The sequence below is a fragment of the Nocardia sp. NPDC059229 genome (genome assembly GCF_042754165.1).
Taxonomy (GTDB): domain Bacteria; phylum Actinomycetota; class Actinomycetes; order Mycobacteriales; family Mycobacteriaceae; genus Nocardia.
Window position 1 is genome coordinate 155,224 of the sequence record NZ_JBHZAK010000012.1, and the last position, 20,558, is coordinate 175,781.

21 protein-coding genes are annotated in these 20,558 nt (G+C 69.3%); 12 read left to right on the forward strand and 9 right to left on the reverse strand.

What is annotated here, in order from left to right:
* Genes ACFXHE_RS26285 through ACFXHE_RS26295 form a run of 3 tightly spaced genes read right to left on the reverse strand, consistent with a single transcriptional unit; the run spans position 1 to position 1,765 of the window.
* Positions 1 to 438 carry a MarR family winged helix-turn-helix transcriptional regulator gene (locus ACFXHE_RS26285; RefSeq protein ID WP_379387110.1) on the reverse strand — a complete coding sequence of 146 codons (438 nt, stop codon included), beginning with the start codon at positions 436 to 438 and terminating at the stop codon, positions 1 to 3.
* Positions 439 to 448: 10 nt separating this feature from the next.
* Positions 449 to 874: a hypothetical protein gene (locus tag ACFXHE_RS26290; RefSeq protein WP_379387112.1), complete on the reverse strand. Its 426-nt coding sequence runs from the start codon at positions 872 to 874 to the stop codon at positions 449 to 451.
* A gap of 45 nt (positions 875 to 919) precedes the next feature.
* Positions 920 to 1,765: an SDR family oxidoreductase gene (locus tag ACFXHE_RS26295; protein ID WP_379387114.1), complete on the reverse strand. Its 846-nt coding sequence runs from the start codon at positions 1,763 to 1,765 to the stop codon at positions 920 to 922.
* A gap of 77 nt (positions 1,766 to 1,842) precedes the next feature.
* Between ACFXHE_RS26295 and ACFXHE_RS26300 the strand changes: the two genes are divergently transcribed.
* Positions 1,843 to 2,436 carry a TetR/AcrR family transcriptional regulator gene (locus ACFXHE_RS26300; RefSeq protein ID WP_379387116.1) on the forward strand — a complete coding sequence of 198 codons (594 nt, stop codon included), beginning with the start codon at positions 1,843 to 1,845 and terminating at the stop codon, positions 2,434 to 2,436.
* A gap of 164 nt (positions 2,437 to 2,600) precedes the next feature.
* Here the strand turns inward: ACFXHE_RS26300 and ACFXHE_RS26305 are convergent, their stop codons facing one another.
* Positions 2,601 to 3,398: an ABC transporter ATP-binding protein gene (locus ACFXHE_RS26305; RefSeq protein ID WP_379387117.1), complete on the reverse strand. Its 798-nt coding sequence runs from the start codon at positions 3,396 to 3,398 to the stop codon at positions 2,601 to 2,603.
* A 237-nt stretch (positions 3,399 to 3,635) separates the two neighbouring features.
* Between ACFXHE_RS26305 and ACFXHE_RS26310 the strand changes: the two genes are divergently transcribed.
* From ACFXHE_RS26310 to ACFXHE_RS26335, 6 genes are all read left to right on the forward strand, one after another.
* Complete coding sequence (locus tag ACFXHE_RS26310; RefSeq protein ID WP_379387119.1) at positions 3,636 to 4,325, forward strand: HAD family hydrolase; 690 nt, start codon at positions 3,636 to 3,638, stop codon at positions 4,323 to 4,325.
* Positions 4,326 to 4,519: 194 nt separating this feature from the next.
* Positions 4,520 to 5,107, forward strand: a complete 588-nt coding sequence (locus ACFXHE_RS26315) for a PadR family transcriptional regulator (RefSeq protein ID WP_379387248.1) — start codon at positions 4,520 to 4,522, stop codon at positions 5,105 to 5,107.
* Between the two features lie 93 nt (positions 5,108 to 5,200).
* Positions 5,201 to 6,220, forward strand: coding sequence for an esterase/lipase family protein (locus tag ACFXHE_RS26320; protein WP_379387121.1), 1,020 nt, complete (start codon positions 5,201 to 5,203; stop codon positions 6,218 to 6,220).
* A 64-nt stretch (positions 6,221 to 6,284) separates the two neighbouring features.
* Positions 6,285 to 6,857, forward strand: a complete 573-nt coding sequence (def, locus tag ACFXHE_RS26325) for a peptide deformylase (protein WP_379387123.1) — start codon at positions 6,285 to 6,287, stop codon at positions 6,855 to 6,857.
* 1 nt (position 6,858) lies between these two features.
* Positions 6,859 to 7,782 carry a methionyl-tRNA formyltransferase gene (gene fmt / locus ACFXHE_RS26330; RefSeq protein WP_379387125.1) on the forward strand — a complete coding sequence of 308 codons (924 nt, stop codon included), beginning with the start codon at positions 6,859 to 6,861 and terminating at the stop codon, positions 7,780 to 7,782.
* A 707-nt stretch (positions 7,783 to 8,489) separates the two neighbouring features.
* On the forward strand, positions 8,490 to 9,866 hold the full coding sequence (locus ACFXHE_RS26335; protein WP_379387127.1) for an RsmB/NOP family class I SAM-dependent RNA methyltransferase: 1,377 nt from the start codon (positions 8,490 to 8,492) through the stop codon (positions 9,864 to 9,866).
* A 331-nt stretch (positions 9,867 to 10,197) separates the two neighbouring features.
* Here the strand turns inward: ACFXHE_RS26335 and ACFXHE_RS26340 are convergent, their stop codons facing one another.
* The 3 genes from ACFXHE_RS26340 to ACFXHE_RS26350 all read right to left on the reverse strand — a co-directional run bounded on the left by ACFXHE_RS26340 (position 10,198) and on the right by ACFXHE_RS26350 (position 13,665).
* Entirely contained in the window at positions 10,198 to 12,252 is a 2,055-nt protein-coding gene (locus ACFXHE_RS26340; protein WP_379387129.1) for an NAD(+) synthase, read from the reverse strand.
* Positions 12,253 to 12,343: 91 nt separating this feature from the next.
* Positions 12,344 to 13,075, reverse strand: a complete 732-nt coding sequence (locus tag ACFXHE_RS26345; RefSeq protein WP_379387249.1) for an RNA polymerase sigma factor SigF — start codon at positions 13,073 to 13,075, stop codon at positions 12,344 to 12,346.
* Positions 13,076 to 13,242: 167 nt separating this feature from the next.
* On the reverse strand, positions 13,243 to 13,665 hold the full coding sequence (locus tag ACFXHE_RS26350) for an anti-sigma factor (protein WP_379387131.1): 423 nt from the start codon (positions 13,663 to 13,665) through the stop codon (positions 13,243 to 13,245).
* A gap of 127 nt (positions 13,666 to 13,792) precedes the next feature.
* Here ACFXHE_RS26350 and rpe point away from each other — a divergent pair, with 127 nt between their 5' ends.
* Positions 13,793 to 14,458, forward strand: a complete 666-nt coding sequence (gene rpe / locus ACFXHE_RS26355) for a ribulose-phosphate 3-epimerase (protein ID WP_354837566.1) — start codon at positions 13,793 to 13,795, stop codon at positions 14,456 to 14,458.
* A gap of 7 nt (positions 14,459 to 14,465) precedes the next feature.
* Here rpe and ACFXHE_RS26360 read toward each other — a convergent pair whose 3' ends face one another.
* Positions 14,466 to 14,810, reverse strand: a complete 345-nt coding sequence (locus ACFXHE_RS26360) for a hypothetical protein (RefSeq protein ID WP_379387133.1) — start codon at positions 14,808 to 14,810, stop codon at positions 14,466 to 14,468.
* 627 nt (positions 14,811 to 15,437) lie between these two features.
* On the opposite strand from ACFXHE_RS26360, the gene ACFXHE_RS26365 reads away from it, so the two are divergent.
* The 4 genes from ACFXHE_RS26365 (at position 15,438) to ACFXHE_RS26380 (ending at position 18,552) form a co-directional block, all read left to right on the forward strand.
* Positions 15,438 to 16,064 carry a riboflavin synthase gene (locus ACFXHE_RS26365; RefSeq protein WP_379387135.1) on the forward strand — a complete coding sequence of 209 codons (627 nt, stop codon included), beginning with the start codon at positions 15,438 to 15,440 and terminating at the stop codon, positions 16,062 to 16,064.
* Positions 16,065 to 16,153: 89 nt separating this feature from the next.
* Positions 16,154 to 17,398 (forward strand): bifunctional 3,4-dihydroxy-2-butanone-4-phosphate synthase/GTP cyclohydrolase II, encoded by a 1,245-nt coding sequence (locus ACFXHE_RS26370; protein WP_364612549.1) that lies wholly within the window; start codon positions 16,154 to 16,156, stop codon positions 17,396 to 17,398.
* A gap of 36 nt (positions 17,399 to 17,434) precedes the next feature.
* Positions 17,435 to 17,914: a 6,7-dimethyl-8-ribityllumazine synthase gene (gene ribH, locus ACFXHE_RS26375; RefSeq protein WP_357003218.1), complete on the forward strand. Its 480-nt coding sequence runs from the start codon at positions 17,435 to 17,437 to the stop codon at positions 17,912 to 17,914.
* Positions 17,915 to 17,916: 2 nt separating this feature from the next.
* Positions 17,917 to 18,552 carry a PH domain-containing protein gene (locus ACFXHE_RS26380; RefSeq protein WP_379387136.1) on the forward strand — a complete coding sequence of 212 codons (636 nt, stop codon included), beginning with the start codon at positions 17,917 to 17,919 and terminating at the stop codon, positions 18,550 to 18,552.
* Here the strand turns inward: ACFXHE_RS26380 and ACFXHE_RS26385 are convergent.
* Positions 18,549 to 20,504 carry a gamma-glutamyltransferase family protein gene (locus ACFXHE_RS26385; protein WP_379387138.1) on the reverse strand — a complete coding sequence of 652 codons (1,956 nt, stop codon included), beginning with the start codon at positions 20,502 to 20,504 and terminating at the stop codon, positions 18,549 to 18,551. The genes ACFXHE_RS26380 and ACFXHE_RS26385 overlap by 4 nt on opposite strands.
* Between the last annotated feature and the right edge of the window lie 54 nt (positions 20,505 to 20,558).

A 20,558-nucleotide genomic window follows, 5' to 3' on the forward strand; every position in this document is an offset into this window, starting at 1 on the left:
TCAGGGGCCGGTGATTTCGTCGCGGGGGAGGGCGGCGAGGGCGATGAGGGCATTGAGGAAGCCGCGGCGATCGGCGGCGGGGAGCTTGCCCAGCAGGTGATCCTCCTGGGCCTGGATCCCGGCCTGCGCCGCGTCGCGCAAGCGACGGCCCTCGGGAGTGAGGGCGAGCAGCCGGGCCCGGCGGTCGGCCGGATCGGGGTGGCGTTCGATGAGGCCGCGCTCCTGCAGGTCGTCGAGCACCGCGATGATGCGCGTCTTGTCCGCCCCGATCTCCTGCGCCAGCACGCCCTGACCCCGCGCGGGCCCCTCGTCCAGATGCAGCAGCACGACGTACGCCCACATGGTGAGTCCGTGTGCGGCGAGCACCGGTTGCTCGGCCGCCATGAGGGCGCGGCCCAGGGGGACGATCATCGCTGCCAGGTCCGGACGGTCTGTCATGCGGACAAGATTAGGCGGCGCGCCGGTGCGGCCTTTCGATCGTGTCGCCGGCGCGGGTCAGAATCGCGTCGGCGTCGAACGTTTCGGCCTGCCAGGAGTCGACGCCGATGCCGACCCGGCCGCGCCAGGCCCGCACGATCGCGGTGTGCACCGGCCACCGCACGAACCGGCGCATATCCCGCTCCGACTCCCACACCGAGATCGAGCCGCCGCGGAACTCGGCCGGCCTGCCCCACAGCCACAGGCCGACCGCGCCCTGCATGACCGGCCACGTTTTCCCCAATTCCAGCCCGGTCGTGTAGATCTCGCGCGACTCCGTGTCCGAGCTCGCGAGGAAATCGGTGACGCTGACGAAGACCGGGCCCGAGAACTGGTGATTCGGGCCGGGATTCCACGGCATCAGTACGGTGCCGTCCGAGAACGATTTAGTATGCATACGTGTACGATAAGCGACGGCGTACTAAATGTTCAATGGCGAGACTCACCGGAAGGCCGGAGCCACGCGGGCCGCCCATTCGGCGTATCCGGTTGCCCGCCGGCCCAGCACCCGCTCGACATCGCCGCTGACCAGCTGCTCCTCGGGCGTCGGCTCGCCGAGGATGGTGAGCGTGTGGTCCGCGACCGATTCCGGCATGAACCGCAGCATGTTCACCCGGGCCTGCTCGCGGGTGAGCTCCGCGAACCGTAGCGGCTCGCCCAGCGCGGCCGCCAGCGCCTGTGCCTGCTGCCGCGGGGTGACGAGCTCCGGACCGGTCACCGTGTAGATCTGCCGGTCATGGCCGTCCTCCCGCAGTGCCGCCGCGGCCATGGCCGCGATATCGGCAGGATCCACCTGCGGCAGACCGACATCCCCGAACGGCGCGGGAATCATCCGCTCGGCCCGCACCGGCTCGATCCAGGCGAAGGTATTGCTGAAGAACCCGCCCGGCCGCAGCACCGTCCACTCCAGATCCGAAGCGGCCAGCGCCTGCTCGAATTCCAGCGTGCGCGCATAGCCGTCACTGCCCGGCCGCGTCACCGCGCCCTGCGAGGACAGGAACGCCACTCGCCGGACACCCGCCGCCGCAACGGTTTCCAGCACCTCGGCGGCCGCCGGTCCCGTCACCAGCTGCGGGCCCGTGATGAGCAGGAACAACGCCCGCGCACCCGCCACCGCCTCGGCGAAGCTGTCCAGCTCCCCGATATCGGCGCGCCGGTGCTCGGCGCCCTCGGGCAGATCCACCGGCTTCTCGCCCCGCGACACCGCGACCACCTTCTCGCCGGCCTCCGCGAGCTCCCGCACGAGAGCGCTGCCGACATTTCCGGTCGCACCGGTTACCACGATCATCTGTCCACTCCTGAGTTAGTTGGCTGACTAACTCGAACCATAGGGCATGTGACCGGACATTGTCTATAGTTAGTCGTATGACTAACTCAGTGTCGCGGGCGACGGCCCCGAAGGCGGGGAAGCGGGAGCGGCTCGCGGACGCGGCGGCCAAGGTCTTCCACGAACAGGGCGTCGAGAAGACGACCATCGCCGATATCGCGCGCGCCGCCGAGGTGCCGGTGGGCAACGTGTACTACTACTTCAAGACCAAGGATCAGCTGGTTCAGGCCGCGATCGGCGCCCACGCCCGCACCGCCCAGGAGATCATCGCGGCCCTGGAGCTCTTCGCCGCCCCCGCCGAACGACTGAAGGCCCTGGTCCGCGGCTGGGTCGACCAGCGCGACCTCGCCGCCCAATTCGGTTGCCCCTCCGGCTCTCTCGCCACCGAACTCGACAAACGCGCCGACGGCCTCGACCGCGAACTGGCCGCCGTCATGCGCGGCCTCCTGGACTGGATCGACACCCAGTTCGCCGCCATGGGCCGCACCGACTCCCACGAACTGGCCGTCGCCCTCCTGGCCGCCTACCAGGGAATCTCCCTGCTCACCAACACCTTCCGCGACCCCGCGATGATGGAGGCCGAAGGCGCACGCCTGGAGCGCTGGATCGACTCCCTCGTCCCCGCAACCTGAGCGCCCCCATCCGGCCGCGAGGCGCATCGGGCCAGTCGGGCAGATGAGCGGCTCGGGTCAGCTGGTTGAGCGCAATCTCGTGAAACTTGGAGCGCGCCGGATGGGGATGCGTGAGTGTGGCGCCGGTCGTGCGGTTCGGGGCCGGGTGGTGCGGTGAGTTCGGGTCAGTTCAGTTGGGGCTGAGCGGGTCTCACGGACCAGCGGCCCTCGTCGCGGAGGATGCGGACCGGGTGGTCGAAGCAGGCGCTGATGTGGGCGGTGGTGATCACCTCGCCGACCGGGCCCGCGGCGACCGTGTGGCCATTGCGCAGGAGCATGGCGTGGGTGGTGCCCGGCGGGAGTTCCTCCAGATGGTGGGTGACCAGGACCGAGGCGAGGTCGGGGTGGGCGCGCTGGAGCAGGTCGAGGCGTTCCAGGAGTTGTTCGCGCCCGGCCAGATCCAGGCCGGTGGCGGGTTCGTCGAGCAGGAGCAGGCGCGGGTTGGGCATGAGGGCGCGGGCGATGAGGGTGCGGCCGCGCTGGCCCTGGGACAGGATCTGCCAGTCGGCGTCACGGCGGTGGGACAGGCCGAGCAGGTCGATCAGGCGGTCGGCCTCGGCGAGCTGGGCGGGCGTCGCGTGCCAGCGGGGGATGAGGCCGGCGGTGTTGGTCGCGCCGGTGATCACCACGTCGCGGACCGTGAGCGGGCCGCTCGGAGTGTGGCGCGGATCGACATGGCCGATGCCGGCCCGCAGTGCGCGCATGTCCACCCGGCCCAGCCGCTCCCCGAGCACCTCCACACTGCCCCGGGTCGGATGCTCGAACGCGCCGAGCATGCGCAGCAAGGTGGTCTTGCCCGCACCGTTGGGACCCAGTAGCGCCCAGTGCTCACCGGCGCGCACGGTGAGCGAAACCCCTTGCAGGATGGGGTTTCCGCCGCGCACCACCGTCACGTCGCTCACGTTCAGCACCGGATCCGTCATGGGCCCACCGTAGCAAATTCCTCAGACAAGTTGAGGAGTAGTGGTTCGGCTCACGGACTGGCGGGGCAATGCGCGAGCGGGCTGACCGGTCGCCGCGGTGTCGCGGGGACCCGGTGTGGTTGCGTGGCGACCACATGAATATCTGCTGTGGCGCGCGGGCTGGATACGATGAGTCTGCTTCTGCAGGTGCGGGATTCGGCGACGTTCTCGGCGGGGCCGCCTGTGTAGGGTGGCGGGATGGCGATCGACGCGGTGCTGTTCGACTTCTCCGGTACGGTTTTTCGATTCGAGGAGTCCGCGTTCCACGACGCACAGCTCACCGATGCCGCCGGTCGCCTGCTCGATACCCACGAGATCGCCGAGATCATGCGCCGGCTCACCGCGCCCGTGGGGCAGATCGTGCGGTTCGATGCCGAGGGCCAATATGCCTGGGAGAATCGGGATCTCGATCCGGCGCTGCACCGCCGCGCCTATCTGGAGGTGCTCGAGCAGACCGGTGTTCCGCACGCGCAGGCTCTGCAGGTCTACGAGCTGCTGCTCGATCCGGACGGCTGGACGCCCTACCCGGATACCGGTGAGGTGCTGCGCGCGCTGCACGAGAGCGGCGTGCGGGTGGGCATGGTCAGCAATATCGCGTTCGACATCCGCCCGGCCTTCGCCGATCGCGGCTGGGATCGATATATCGGCGATTACGCGCTGTCCTTCGAAGTCGGTGCGATCAAACCCGACGCGCGCATCTTCAAATCGGCCCTCGACAACCTCGGCGCGACCCCCGCGAACACCCTCATGGTCGGCGACAGCGCCGAGGCCGACGGTGGTGCGGCCGCTATCGGCTGCGCATTCGCCCTGGTCAACCCCCTGCCGACGGCTGAACGCTCGTCCGGGCTGTGGGAGGCCGTCCGCACCCATGGTCTCCTGACCGTTTAAGTCCAAACCGGGCGGTTTGTGTCTCGTCTCACCCTTGTTGTGGATAGATTGTCGATATATCGTCGATAGCAACAAACACAACGACGAGCCTTGAAGGAGGCACGACCATGGAACACATGGACAACATCGAACGGGGCCGCGGCCCCTGGCGGCGACTGCGCGCCGAAGAGCAGCAGGGCCCCGAACACCCGCGGATGCGTCGCGGTGGCCCGCGCGGCGACTTCGGTCCGCACCGCCACGGCCACGGTCGTGGTTTCGGCCCGGACTTCGGTCCCGGCTTCGGACCCGGTCCGCATTTCGGCCGCGGTCGCGGCCGCGGCGGGCGCGGCCGGCGCGGCGATGTCCGCGCGGCCATCCTCCTGCTGCTGCAGGAGCGGCCCATGCACGGCTACGAGCTGATCCAGCAGATTCGCGAACGCAGCCAGGATGTCTGGCGTCCCAGCCCGGGCTCCATCTACCCCGCGCTCGCGCAGCTCGAGGACGAGGGGCTGGTGCTGATCGAGAAGGTGTCGGGTCGAAAGACGGCCAAGCTCACCGAATCCGGTGTCGAGTACGTCGAGGCCAACCGCACCGAGCTGGGCGATCCCTGGCAGGACGTCAAGGACGGCGTCGGCGATCAGGCCCTGGACCTGCGCGGACTGGTCGGCCAGCTGATGGGCGCGGTCGCCCAGGTGGCCGCGGTCGGCACGCAGGAGCAGGCGGCCAAGGCGGCGGAGGTGCTCACCGAGGCGCGCCGCTCGCTCTACCGGATCCTCGCCGAGGACGACACACCCGAAAAGTAATGGCCTCGAAACCCCGCTTCTCGCTGGAACATTCGGGCCGATTCCGACGAAGATCGTGACATGGGACAAAAGCGCCCCATGCGATCTTGTGACATGGGACAACAGAGGAGCCGGACTCGCGCACTGCGCCGCGTGGCACCGGTGGGGGTGATGGCGCTGGCGGCCGCCGTGATCGGTACGGCCGCCACACCGACGGGGACGTACGCACAGGCCGAACCGGCCGTGACTCCGGTACTTCAGGTACCGGCGCAACAGGGGCCGCCGCAGACCGAACATCTGGCGGCGGCCCGCTATCTCAAGGAGCATCCGGACGCGGCGCCCCAGGGCGCCAACGACTTCGGCTGCAAACCGACCGCGGAGCATCCGCGCCCGGTGGTGCTCGCACACGGCACCGACTCCTCGGCCTACTCCGACTGGTCGGGCATCAGCCCGCTGCTGGCCCAGGCCGGGATCTGCGTGTTCGCCCTCAACTACGGCGGCAAACCCGGCAAGGACACCTACGGCACCGAGGACGTGTGGGCCAGCTCCGCGCAGATCGGCACCTTCGTCGATCAGGTGCTCGCCGCGACCGGGGCCACCCAGGTCGATCTGGTCGGATTCTCGCAGGGCGCGAGCGTGACCCGGTACTGGATCAACAAGCTCGGCGGCGCGCCGAAGGTCGGCCAGTGGATCGGCCTGGCCTCGCCCAGCTACGGCGGGATCATGTACGGGCTGGTGCCGATCGCCGACGCGGTGCCGGGCATCTACAAGCTCGTGGAGATGGGATCCTCCACCGCTGCCATTCAACAGGCGGCCGGATCGCCGTTCATCAAGGACCTGAACGCGGGCGGCGACACGGTGCCCGGTGTGAAATACACGACGATCGGCAGTCGCGTCGATGAAATGATCCAGCCCAACACCAACATCGCGCTGCATGGCGCGGGCGCCACCAATATCGTGCTGCAGGAGCAGTGCGTGGAGGACCTGACCGGGCATTTCCACCTGGTGTACGACCCGTTCGTGCAGCGGCTGGTGGTCAATCTGCTCGATCCCGCGCACCCTGTGACACCGGCCTGCGTGCCGGTCGCACTGGGCACCGGCATCAGCGATGTCGTGTTGGCGGCGCATTCCTGATCAGGGTGGTCACGGGCGTCCGTAAAATGAGACGACCGTATTCGTTCGCTATCGGGAGCTGCCCGTGACCATCCAGCCTGTCCGCCTGTTCGGCGATCCGATCCTGCGCGCCCGCGCGGCGGAGGTCGAGACGTTCGACCGGGAGGTGCGCCAGCTGGTGACCGACCTCATCGACACCATGTACGAGAGCGGGGGCGTCGGCATGGCGGCCCCGCAGATCGGGGTCGGGCTACGGGTATTCGTCTACGACACCGGCGACGCGCAGGGGCATCTGATCAACCCGGTCTTCGAGGTGATCGGCGAGGAGACCCAGACCGGACCGGAGGGCTGCCTGTCGATTCCGGGCGTGCGCTTCGACGTGACGCGCCCGCTGACCGTGCTCGCCCGCGGCGTCGACATGGACGGCAAGCCGGTCGAGTTCCGGGCCGAGGGGCTGCTGGCGCGCTGCGTGCAGCACGAGACCGACCACCTCGACGGGGTACTGTTCCTGCAGCGGCTGGAGTCGGCATCGCGCAAGGAGGCCATGCGCACCATCCGCGAATCCGGTTGGTTCACACAGGGAGTCACGGTGCTGCCGGCGTCCGAGATCGGTGGCGGGCGTCGCGCGACGGCCGGTGACCGGGAACGGAGTCGCTGATATGCGTCTGGTCTTCGCGGGAACCCCCGAACCGGCGGTGCCGTCGCTGCGGCGGCTCATCGAATCCTCCAGGCACGAGGTGGTCGGGGTGGTGACCCGGCCGGACGCGGTGGCCGGACGCGGCCGCAAGATCACCCGCTCGCCCATCGGGCGGCTGGCCGACGAGCACGGGATTCCCGTGTTCACGCCCAAGCGGCCGTCGGAGCCCGAATTCATCGAGCAGCTCACGGCCTTGGCGCCCGACTGCTGCCCGGTGGTGGCCTACGGCGCGCTGCTGCCCGAGCCGGTGCTCGACATTCCCCGGCACGGCTGGATCAACCTGCACTTCTCGCTGCTGCCCGCCTGGCGCGGCGCCGCACCGGTGCAGGCCGCCATCCTCGCCGGTGACGAGTACACCGGCGCGTCGACCTTCCGCATCGAGAAGGGCCTCGACACCGGCCCGGTTTTCGGCACCATGACCGAGCGCATCGCCGTCGCCGACACCGCGGGCTCGCTGCTGGAGCGGCTCGCCGACAGCGGTTCGGTCCTGCTGGAATCCACCCTCGACGCCGTGGAGGACGGCACCGTGCACGCGATTCCGCAGCCCCTGGACGGTATCTCCTACGCCCCCAAGGTGGATCCGGAGGCCGGCCGCATCCGCTGGAGCCAGCCCGCCCTCGCCATCGACCGCCGGATTCGCGCGGTCACCCCCGCCCCAGGCGCCTGGACCGAAATCGACGGCAAACGCCTCAAACTCGGCCCCGTCGAAATGGTGGAGGAGACACTCCCGGTCGGCACCATCGACATCCGCAAGACCGGCGTCTACCTCGGCACCGCGAGCACCGCGGTCCGCCTCACCGAGGTCCAGCCCCAGGGCAAACGCATGATGCCCGCCCTGGACTGGGCCCGCGGCGCCCGCCTCGAACCCGGCACGGTGGTCGAGTGACCCGCCCGGACGGCGAAGGCCGCGACCGCGATTCGCGCACCGGCGGTCGCCCGCAGTCCGGCGACGGCGACCAGCGCCGCGGATTCCGCCGCTCCGCATCCGGCGGGGATTCGGGCACCTCGCGGGCGAGTGACCGATCCCAGGAGGATCAGCGCCGTGCGCCGGGATACCGAACCGACGACACACGCGGTGCGAACTCGCGGGGCGGCACGCAATCCGGTGCGGATGACCAGCGTCGCGGCTTCCGCCGCTCCGCCGGCGCGGCAGGCGATTCGGGTGCGGCACCATCCTCCGGATCGCGCGGGACCGGCAGCGGGGACCAGCGGCGCGCAGGCTTCGGCAAGGGCGAACGTCCTGCGGGAGACCGCAATTCGGGGTCGAACCGGTCGAGTGGCGGACTTCGTGGGCGCGACGGGTATGGGTCGGGCACCGGCCGCGGGCGTGATTCGGCGGTCAGCGGTCGGCAGAGCGACGACAGGCGCGGCGGATTCCCGGAAGGGGACCGGGATTCCGGGGCGAACCGGTCGGATCGTGGGTCTCGCCGTGGCGATGGGCGGGGTGCGGGACGTGACCGGACGGCGTCCACGGGCGGACGTTCCTCCGGCGGTGACCGCGCGGGCGGCCGGAGTGGCTCGTTCGCTCGCGAAAGGACTGCGGGGCAAGGGGGCCGGGGACCGAAGCGGACTGAGGCGGACGCGAAGGCCGGCATGAGCAGTGCCGCGGCCCGGCGGGCCGAGCGGGCCGGGGCCGATCCGGTGCGGGTGGTGGCGCGGGATGTGCTGCGGGCCGTGCGGGAACGGGATGCCTACGCGAATCTGGTGCTGCCCGGACTGTTGCGGGAGCGGCATATCAGTGGGCGTGATGCGGCGCTGGCCACCGAGTTGACCTATGGGGCCTCACGCTCGCAGGGGCTGCTGGACGCGGTGATCGCGGAGTGCGCGGGGCGAGGCGTCGAGGAGATCGACGGACCGCTCCTGGATGCGTTGCGGCTGGGGACCTATCAGCTGCTGCGCACCCGGATCGGCGCGCACGCTGCGGTCGACACATCCGTCGCGCTGGTGCGAGCGGAGTACGGGCAGGGGCGGGCCGGGTTCGTGAACGCGGTGCTGCGGCGGGTGGCCGAACGCACTCCCGAGGAGTGGGTGGAACGGCTCGCGCCGCGGGATCCGCTGGGGCACTTGGCATTCGAGTACGCGCACCCTATCTGGATCGCGCAGGCCTTCGCGGACGCCCTGGGCGCGCGGGCCGGTGAGCTGGCCGACGTGCTGGCGGCCGACGACGCGCGGCCCGCGGTGCACCTGGTGGCGCGCCCCGGCGATATCACCGCCGAGGAACTGGCCCTGGTCACCGGCGGCGAGGAAGGCCGCTGGTCGCCGTACGCGGTGTACCTCGAGGGCGGTGACCCGGCGAAGCTGGAGCCGGTCCGCGAGGGCATGGCCGCCGTCCAGGATGAGGGCAGCCAGCTGGTCGCCCTGGCCGTCACCCGCGCGCCCCTCGAGGGCCCCGACACCGGCCGCTGGCTCGACCTGTGTGCCGGGCCGGGCGGAAAAACCGCGCTGCTGGCCGCGATCGCTGATATCGACGGCTTCCGCGTCGATGCCGTCGAACCCGCCGAGCACCGCGCCGACCTGGTCCGCCAGGCGACCCGCGGCATGCCCGTGGACGTCCATGTCGCCGACGGCCGCGACAGCGGCCTGACTCCGGGCTTCGACCGCATCCTCGTCGACGCCCCCTGTACCGGTCTGGGCGCCCTGCGCCGCCGCCCGGAGGCCCGCTGGCGCCGCCAGCCCTCCGACGTCCGCGACCTGGTCACCCTGCAGCGCGAACTCCTCACCGCCGCATGGGATCTCGTCCGCCCCGGCGGTGTCGTGATCTACTCGACCTGCTCCCCGCACCTCCCGGAAACGGTTTCCGTGGTGGCCGATATGGTCCGCCGCACCGGTGCGGAACAGCTCGACACCCGCGACCTGCTCCCGGGCGTCCCGGAACTCGGCGACGGCCCCGGCGCCCAGCTGTGGCCCCACCGCCACGGCACCGACGCCATGTTCCTGGCCGCGCTGCGCAAACCGCTTCAGCCGCAATAAGGTCCGACTCGCGCGGGCCGTTCGGCCTCGGTCCACCCGTGCACCGAGGCCGAACGCTGCGCGAGCCGACCCGTGCGCCGCAGATCTATCGGCGGTCGTGTGAGTCTGTGCGCCGCAGATCTATCGGCGGTCGTGTGAGTCTGTGCGCCGCAGATCCATCGGCGGTCGCGTGAGTCTGTGACCCGCAGATCCACCGGCGGTCGTGTGGGTGCGTGGCGCGGGCCTACCGACGGTCGCGTAGTTCTGTGTGCCGCAGACTCACCGGCGGTTGCGCGAACGCGGACGTCGCCGGGTCGGTGCGGGCCGGGTGGTAGTGGATTCGCCGCGGTTGTCAGCCGGGGACGTTGCGGTCGAGCTCGTCGAGCCAGGCGGCGGCCGAGGCATCACTCGGCGCGCGCCAATCACCGCGTGGGGACAGGGATCCGCCCGAGCCGACCTTGGGGGCATTCGGGAGGGTGGAGCGTTTGAACTGGCTGGTCTGGATGAAACGGCGCAGGAATTCGGCCAGCCAGTGTTTGACGGAGGGCAGGTCGTATTCGTGGCGCTGGTCGGCGGGGACGAGGTCGGGCCAGCCGCCGCGGGTGCGGTCGGACCAGACATGGTGGGACAGGTAGGCGATGCGGCTCGGCAGGTCGCCGAAGCGGAGCAGGTGGTAGAGGTGGAAGTCCTGGAGTTCGTAGGGGCCGACGGTGGCCTCGGAGCTCTGCGGGGGAGCGTCGCCGTCGGCAGGAATGAGTTCGGGGGAGATCTCGGTGGCGAGAATGGAGGCCAGGACCTCACCCGCCTCGGGCCCCAGCTCGCCGGTGTCGATCGTCCAGGCCACCAGGTATTTGATCAATGTCTTGGGGACCGAGGCGTTCACGCTGTAGTGGGCCATATGGTCGCCGACGCCGAAGGTGCACCAGCCCAGCGCGAGTTCACTGAGGTCGCCGGTGCCGACGACCAGGGCATCGTGCAGATTGGCGAGCCGGAACAGGTGTGAGGTGCGCTCGCCCGCCTGCACGTTCTCGTAGGTGACGTCGTACTGCGGAACCCCTTCGGCGGCAGGGTGCTTCAGGTCTCGCAGCATCTGCGTGGCCGATGGCCGGATGTCGATCTCGTGCGCCGTCGCCCCGACCGCCCGCATGAGCCGCCGCGCGTTCTCGAGGGTGCGGGTGCTGGTGGCGAAGCCGGGCATGGTGTACGCCAGGACATTCGAGCGCGGCAGTCCCAGCCGGTCCATGGTCTTGGCGGCCACGATGAGCGCCACCGTGGAGTCCAGGCCGCCGGACACCCCGATCACCACGCGCTGTGATCCGGTGGCGGTCAGCCGTGTGCTCAGTCCCTCCACCTGGATTCGATGCACCTCGGCGCAGCGCTCGTTGCGGCGGGCCGGATCGGCGGGAACGTAGGGGAAGCGCGGAATCTCGCGCCGCAGCGCGACGGTCCCGGCGGGCACGGGCAGCTCGACGTCGATGCGCCGGAACCGTTGCAGCCGCTCCCGATGATCGTGCACGGTGTCGGCGAAGCTGGTGGTGCGCAGCCGGTCCGCGGCCAGCCGCCGCAGATCGATATCGGCGGTGACCACCTGCGGGTGTCCGGCGAACCGCTCGCCCTCCGCCAGCACATTGCCGTTCTCGCACACCAGTGCCTGTCCGTCCCAGGCCATGTCGGTGGTCGACTCGCCGTGCCCGGCGGCCGAATACAGGTACGCGGCGAGATACCGCGCCGAATGTGAGGCGCACAGTTCGCGCCGGTAGTCGGCCTTGCCGATGACGATATTGCTGGCCGACAGATTCACCAGCACACTGGCCCCGGCCAGCGCGGCGAAGCCGCTGGGCGGCAATGGTACCCAGCCGTCCTCGCAGATCTCGAGATGGAACACGAAATCCGGCAGGTTGCTCGCGGCGAACAGCAGATCGGCCCCGAAGGGCACCCGTTGCCCGGCGATCACCACTTGGTCGTCGAGGGCCTCCCGCGCCGCCGCGAACTGACGCTTCTCGTAGAACTCCCGATAGTTGGGCAGGTAGCTCTTGGGCGCGGCGCCCAGCACCCGGCCCCGGTGAATCACGATGCCGCAGTTGAACAGCCGGCCCTGCGCCCGCACCGGCGCGCCCACCACCAGCACCGTCTCGATGGCGGTGCTCTTGTCGACCACGCGCTCGAGCGCCAGGCCGACCGCGGCGTCCAGCGCGTCCTGATGGAACAGGTCGTCGGCGGTGTAGCTGGACAGCCCGAGCTCGGGGAAGATCGTCAGCGCCGCGTGCTCGGCCGCGGCGCGCCGGGCCAGCAGCAGGGTCTGTTCGGCGTTGAAGCCCGGATCGGCGACCCGCACCGGTGGCACGGCCACCGCGACCCGCGCGAACCCGTGCCGATACAGCGAATCGAACGGCAGTTGCTGTGACAACACCGACCCCTTTGCATCCGGCCGAGGCGATCATGACCCGCCCGCAATCTACCCATGCCGGGCGCGCGCCGGGGCCCCGGCCACGCCGGAGTCACTCGCGGGCGGATTGTTCCCGCAGGCGGGCAAGGGTTTTCGAGAGGATTCGGGAGACGTGCATCTGCGAGATGCCCATCTGCTGGGCGATCTGGGTCTGGGTCATGGATTCGAAGAAACGCATGGTGAGGATGCGGCGTTCGCGTTCGGGGAGCCCCGCCAGCAGGGGCCGGATGGCCACGTATTCCTCGACGCGGTCGAACTGGGATTCTTCCTCACCGAGAGTGTCGAGGAGCGAGGCCTCGGTGTCGCGGCCGACGGAGACGGCGTCGATGCTGCTGGGTTGGTAGGCGTTTCCGGCGATGACCGCCTGGGTGACCTCGTCGGCGTCGATCTCGAGGGCGGCCGCGATCTCCTTGGCGGTGGGCGAGCGGCCCAGCTGCTGGGAGAGGGCGTCGATGGCGGAGCCGATGCGCAGGTGGGTTTCCTTGACGCGGCGCGGCACCCGCATGGCCCAGGTGTTGTCGCGGAAGTAGCGGCGGACCTCGCCCATGATGGTGGGCACCGCGAAGGACAGGAAATTGGAGCCGCGGGAGATGTCGAAGCGGTCCACCGCGTGCACCAGCCCCACCCGCGCGACCTGGGTGAGGTCGTCGAAAGGCTCACCGCGGCCGCTGAATTTGCGGGCGATGTGGTCGGCGAGCGGAATACAGCGGTTGATCAGCTCGGTGCGCAGTGCGGCGCGCCGCCCGGATTCCGGTGCGGCGGCGGCCAGTTGCTCGAACAGCATGGTGACGTCGTCGTAGCCGGAGACGCTGCGCGCGACCTCCTCGGCCTCGTCGGCGTCGACCGTCTCCTCGGCGGTGTCCTCGGTCTCGTCCGTTTCCCGGTCGTCGCGTGGTTCCTCGGGTCCCGGCGCGTCGGCGGATGCTGTGAACACGTTGTCTCCGTCGGTCACTACGCTTTCCCCCGGACCCGCCGGAACTCCACCGCCGTCGGGTATCCGGAGATCGCCGGATCGAAGGGTTCCTGGGTGGCGGTGACCTCGTCGGAGAGCGTCCGCAGCACGTGCCAGCCAAAGCTGCGCTGGTCCGGTAGCCCCTCGGCCCCCGCGATGCCGCTCACCCGTACGATCAGATCCGCGTCGCCGACGGTGAACACGCACTGCAGCGTTGTGCCCGGCGCGGCGACGGCGATCAGCGTGGAAGCCGCCTCGTCGACGGCGAGCCGGATATCGGCCACCTCGTCCAGGGTGAAATCGCTGAGCAACACCAGTGTTTCGGCGAGTCCGCGCACGATGGGCAACTGGGAGACGGACGCGGCGACACCGATCTCGACCGGTGTACCGCGCAACCCTTGTTCCGCCGAAATGTTGATCACTCTGTAGAGGCTACCCATTCCGGTGCGCGGCAATCAGCCATTCCCGTTGACGTGGGGGCCTTGGGGGGCTGCCGATAGACTGCGGCCCGTGTGCACCTCTTCCTCCCCCTTCCAGCGGCCCGCTCCGATGATCGCCCCGTCCATCCTGTCCGCCGACTTCGCGAATCTCGCGGCCGAACTGCAAGCGATCGAGGGCGCCGACTGGGTGCACGTCGATGTGATGGACAACCACTTCGTCCCGAATCTGACGCTGGGTCTGCCGGTGGTGGAAAGCCTGTTGAAGGTGACCGACATTCCGATGGACTGCCACCTCATGATCGAGAACCCGGAGCGCTGGGCCCCGGGCTACGCCGAGGCCGGTGCCTACAACGTCACTTTTCACGCCGAGGCCACCGACAACCCGATCGCGGTGGCGCGTGACATCCGCGCCGCGGGCGCCAAGGCCGGGCTCTCGGTCAAGCCGAACACCCCGATCGAGCCGTACCTCGAGATCCTGCGCGAGTTCGACACCCTGCTGGTGATGAGCGTCGAACCTGGTTTCGGCGGACAGTCTTTCATCGCGCACGTGCTCGATAAGGCCCGGCAGGTGCGCCGCCTGGTCGACGCCGGTGAGCTGCGCCTGGTCGTGGAGATCGACGGCGGCATCAATATGGACACCATCGAGCAGGCTGCCGAGGCCGGCATCGACTGTTTCGTGGCGGGCTCCGCGGTGTACGGCACCCCGGACCCGGCCGCGACCGTGGAAATCTTGCGGCAGAAGGTGATCGCGGTCGAGGCGGCGTCCGCGCAGTAGCGCGGGCTCAGTGCGGTAGGAGCGCTTCGATCACCGATTCCAGCGGCGGAACCGTGTCACTGGAATCGGGGGAGTGCACCCAGGTGCGGTATCCCGTCCGCTCGTCGTCGGCGGACGGGAGCACGACCTGCGCTCCCGGGCACGCGACGGTGGCGTAGAGCCGGAACAGGGCGGCGGCCACCGATTTGGTGAGGGACTCCGGCCGGGCGGGGCCGGTGATGAAGGTCCATCGCCGTGCCCGGGGATGGTGCACGACCGGGCCGGCCAGATCGGCCTGCGCCAGCTGTTGCTGGACGCGTTCGCCGAGGTCGGCGGGCATGGTGATGGCCCCGTACCGAGTGCCTATCTCCAAGAGGATGTGCCGTGACGTCGGGTCGATCGATGCCGGCAGGTGAAATTCGCGTCGGTACTGTACGCAGCGAACTTCGAGTGTCGAATCGAGAAGCATGGTCACGCCGCACCCCCAACTGTGCCGATTGTGTTGTCTGCCACCTGAATCCGACCCGCGCGGGGTCCAACCTTCCTTCGGTTCTGCTTGCGATGATCGTCACGGCCCGGATCGGCCGTGGACACGGTGACCGTTCTGCACTGAACTGCTCGCGGAGAAGTTGAACTGTGGGAATCAGCTGCATAACAATCTTGCGACCATTCTCGCTGCCGCGCAAGATTCTGGGTTGAGCGAGTCGTGAATTGGGTACCACTTGGTGTTGGGCCAGGTCAGGCCATTCAAAGTATCGGTAAATCCCGGCGTTTCAATTGGCGATCGCGACCAATGAACACAATTATCCGATCGCACATTGGCTTACGCCCGATTTCGTCCATCCACCGGTATCCAACGCTCCAGTGAACGAGGCCGCATGTCGCCTACGACCCCGCGTCGTTAGGCTGAAGGGGACGGCCGTCCACGCGGGGAATACCGCGTACCGCACCGGCTGTTGGCTCCAGCGGAGCACGCACACGCGATCAGGGAGAGGTACGCATGTTCACAGGCATCGTCGAGGAGCTGGGCGAGATCCTCGCCACCGAGCAGCTGGACGATTCGGCGCGGCTCACCATTCGCGGCCCCCTGGTGACCTCCGATGCGGGACACGGTGATTCGATCGCCGTCAACGGCGTCTGCCTCACCGTGGTCGACCGGAAGATCGAGGGCGACACCTTCACCGTCGACGTCATGGCCGAGACCCTGGACCGCTCCAGCATCGGCGGCCTGACCGTGGGCTCCCGCGTCAACCTCGAGCGCGCCGCGGCCGTGAACAGCCGCCTGGGCGGGCACATCGTGCAGGGTCACGTCGACGGCACCGGCACCATCGTCTCCCGCACCCCGTACGAGAACTGGGAGGTCGTGCGAATCTCCCTGCCCGACAGCATCGCTCGCTACGTGGTGGAGAAGGGCTCGATCACCGTGGACGGCATCTCGCTGACCGTCTCCGGCATCGGCCTGGCCGAGGACGCCTTCACCGACGGCGCCAAGGACTGGTTCGAGGTGTCGCTCATCCCCACCACCCGCGAGCTCACCACCCTCGGCACGGCCCCGGCCGGCACCACCGTGAATCTCGAAGTCGACATCATCGCCAAGTACGTCGAACGGCTCGTACAGCGCGGCTGATCGCCGCGAGGCCGGGAGTCGGCGCAAATCGGGCGCTGGGCCTGGCTTAGTGTAATGAGGCACCTAATTCGAGATGGAGCACAACAGACGTGACCAGGTTCGACACCATCGAGCGCGCAGTCGCCGACATCGCCGCCGGTAAGGCGGTTGTCGTCGTCGACGACGAGGGCCGGGAGAACGAGGGCGACCTTATCTTCGCGGCGGAGAAGGCGACACCCGAGCTGGTGGCCTTCATGATCCGCTACACCTCCGGTTACATCTGTGTGCCGCTCACCGGGGACGACTGCGATCGCCTGGGCCTGCCGCCGATGTACGCGGTCAACCAGGACAAGCACGGCACCGCCTACACCGTCTCCGTCGACGCCCGCGAGGGCATCACCACCGGCATCTCGGCCGCCGATCGTGCCACCACCATGCGCGTGCTGGCCGACCGCAACGCCAAGTCCGACGATCTGACCCGCCCGGGCCATGTGGTTCCGTTGCGCGCCAAGGACGGTGGCGTCCTACGCCGGCCCGGCCACACCGAGGCCGCCGTGGATCTGGCCCGGATGGCCGGGCTGAGCCCCGCCGGCGTCATCTGCGAGATCGTCAGCCAGAAGAACGAGGGCGATATGGCGCGCACCGAGGAGCTGCGCATCTTCGCCGACGAGCACGATCTGGCGCTCATCTCCATCGCCGACATGATCGCCTGGCGTCGCCGCAACGAGAAGCACGTCAAGCAGGTGGCCGAGGCCAAGCTGCCCACCGAGTTCGGCGACTTCCTGGCGATCGGCTACGAGAGCGAATACGACGACGCCGAGCACGTGGCCCTGGTCATGGGCGATATCGGCGACGGCACGGACGTGCTGGTGCGCGTGCACTCGGAATGCCTCACCGGCGACGCCTTCGGCTCGCTGCGCTGCGACTGCGGCCCGCAGCTGGACGCCGCCATGGAGATGATCGCCCAGCAGGGCCGCGGCGTGCTGCTCTACATGCGCGGCCACGAGGGCCGCGGCATCGGGCTGCTGCACAAGCTGCAGGCCTACCAGCTGCAGGACGGCGGCGCCGACACCGTGGACGCCAACCTGGACCTGGGCCTGCCCGCCGACGCGCGCGACTACGGCATCGGCGCGCAGATCCTCGCCGACCTGGGCATCACCTCGATGCGGCTGCTCACCAACAATCCCGACAAGCGTGCCGGGATCGAGGGCTACGGCCTGAGCATCAGCGAGCGGGTGGCGATGCCCGTCCGCGCCAACAAGCACAATCTGCGGTATCTGCGCACCAAGCGGGATCGGATGGGCCACGACCTGGTCGGCCTGGAAGACCTGGACCTCGGCGAAACCGCGAACTGACGCACCGGAACCGACTATCGAGAGGGCGGAACGAGAATGAGCGGTACGGGCGTACCGACCTTCGAGCTGGCCGATGCCAAGGACCTCAAGCTGGGGATCGTGGCGTCGCGCTGGCACACCACCATCTGCGACGCGCTGGTCGCGAACGCGGAGCAGACCGCCCGGGCCGCGGGCGTCGCCGACATCACCGTGGTCCGGGTCGCCGGTGCGATGGAGCTGCCGGTGGTGGCGCAGGCACTGGCCCGCAGCCATGACGCGGTGGTCGCACTGGGTGTCGTGATCCGTGGTGAGACACCGCATTTCGAGTACGTGTGCGATTCGGTGACCGCCGGTCTGACCCGGGTGTCCCTCGATGAGAGCACCCCGGTCACCAATGGCGTGCTCACCGTGAACACCGAGCAGCAGGCGCTGGATCGCGCGGGCCTGCCCGGCTCGATCGAGAACAAGGGCGAGCAGGCCGCGGCCGCCGCCCTCGATGCCGCGCTGACCCTGCGCGAGCTGACCCAGACCGTCTAGCCATGCCGGTCGTGCGGATCTGGAAGCGGGACGGCGGCTCCGAGGAGCCGCCCCGTCAGCCTGCCGCCACGCCGGAAACGCCTGCGGCGCATTCCGATCCGCGGGCCGAGCAGAGAGCGGAGTCCGAGGACGCCATGGCCGAGCCGACCGAAACCGAGACGCCGGTGCAGCCCGGCACCGCCGCGGGCGATTGGGATCTCGAGGTGCGACCGCACCACGCCATCGTCACCGTGCGGATCGTGGCGGCGGTGCTGGCGGCCATCTTCATCTTCGGCGGCATCGTGCTGCGGCACGGATCCACCGGCGTGAACTTCCGGGTCTCCGATCAGATCGGCCTGATGGTGTTCGGCCTGCTGCTGGCCGGCGGCGTGCTGACGCTCACCCGGCCCCGGGTGCGGGTCGGCCGGCGCGGCGTGACGGTGCGCAATATCGTGGGCGACAGCGAGTTCCAGTGGAAGGACATCCGCGGGATCTCCTTCCCGGACAAGAAGTCCTGGGCCCGGCTGGAATTGGTGCACGACGAGTACGTGCCCATGATGGCCATCCGCTCCAACGACAAGATGCGCGCTGCCGAGGCCATGGACCGGTTCCGGGAACTCGGCGCCAAGTACAGCGCCGAGAACCAGGACCGACGTTAGCGCGGGGCGCCGAGCACCGCGCCCTCGCGGCGCGGGTCCGCGCCGCCGAACCAGCCATTACCGTCGCGGACCAGGGCCGACAGGCCGCTGGACTGCGGGGCGACCGAGACCTGGTCGCCGTACTGGCGCAGTTTCTGCACCAGCGGATCGTGGTCGCCGTTGTCGGAGGCGTCGACGGCCGGATGCTCACCACCCACATAGGTGGTGGGGGAGTTGGCCGCGCCGAAGTCGATCATCGACACCGCCTGCTGCGGGTTCATGCCCCAATCCAGCATGCCCACCAGGGTTTTCACCACGAACTGGATGATCACCGCCCCGCCGGGCGAACCGGTGACATAGCTGAGCGCCCCGCGCGAGCCGTCCGGATTTCGGTCGAAGACCAGGGTCGGGGCCATGGAGCTGCGCGGCCGCTTGCCCGGGTCGAGACGGTTGGCGATCGGGGTGCCGTCCTTGTCGACCGGTTCGGCCGAGAAGTCGGTGAGCTGGTTGTTGAGGATGAACCCGTCCACGAAATGGAAGGACCCGAACGCGGATTCGACCGTGGTGGTCATGGAGGCCGCGTTGCCGTACTTGTCGACGACGGAGATGTGGCTGGTGCCGTGCTCGGGCTGCTGCGGGCCGTTGCCGACCGGCACCGGGCCGAAGTCACCCGGCTTGGCGGTGCCCAGGCTCTTGGCCGGGTCGATGAGCGCCGCACGCTGCTTCAGATAGCCGGGATCCAGCAGGGTCTGCGGCGAATTGTCCGGCAGCGGAACGAAATCCGAGTCGGCGATGTACTTGTCGCGGTCGGCGTAGGCCAGGCGTTCGGCCTCGGCGATCAGGTGCACGGCCTCCGGCGTGGGCTTGCCGCCGTTGCGGGCGGTAGTGCTGTCGCCGCCGAGGTCCGCCGGTTTCATCGACGCCAGATCGAAGTTGGACAGGATGCCCAGGGTCGCCTCCACCGTGATGCCGCCCGAGGACGGGTTGGGCATGCCGCACACCTCGTGGGTGCGGTAGGGCGAGCACACCGCGGTGCGCTTCTTCGCCTGGTAGGACTGCAGATCCGCCAGGGACATCAGCCCCGGGGTGCGCCCGCCCGCGGTGGTGGCGGTGGTGTCGACGATGTCCGCGGCGATCGCGCCGGTGTAGAAGGCGTTCGCCCCGTCGGTCGCGATGGCCGAGAGGGTCTTGCCGAAGGCCGGATTGGTGAGCGTGGTGCCGGACGGCTTCGGGCTGCCGTCGGGCTGCAGGAAATACGTCTTGGCATTGTCGTCGCGCGCGAGGTCGGCCTTGGAGTCGGAGATCTGGCTCGCCATCCGCGGTGAGATCTTGAAGCCCTGATCCGCCAGGTTGATCGCCGGGGCGAACAGGTCCTTCCACGGCTGCTTGCCGTGCTCGTTGTGGGCCAGCTCCAGCATCCGCAGCACTCCCGGCGTGCCGATGGAGCGCCCGCTGGCCCGCGCATTCGGTTGCGGCACAGTGTGATCGGCGGCGCTGATGTAGCGCAGGTAGTCCTCGGTGGCAGCCGCCGGGGCGGTCTCGCGGCCGTCGTAGGCGTCGACGGTCCCGGCATTGGCGTCGTAGTACATCAGGAACGCGCCGCCGCCGATGCCGGTGGCCTGGGGCTCCACCAGATTCAGCACGGTCTGTGCCACGATGAGCGCGTCCGCGGCGGTGCCGCCGTCCCGCAGTACCCGGCAAGCCGCCTCGGTCGCAACGGGATTGGCGGTGGAGACCGCGAAATCGCCGGTGCGCACGGGTGTCATGCCGGTGCGGTAGCCGGTGGCGACCTCGGGGTGCAGGGCCAGATTCGTGCTGCTGGGCCCGGCAGGAACCCCGGAGGTGACCGGAGTTCCGTTGGGGGACACCGTGCACGACGCACCCTGGTTCGTCGAGGACGAACAGGCGGTGACCAATCCGACCAGCAGCAGCAGAGCGGCAGCGCCGCTCCCGATTCGTCGCGAGCGCCTCATGATCGGACTCTAGCGCCGTGGGCCCGCGTGGGCAGGGCTTTGAGGGGCCGGATC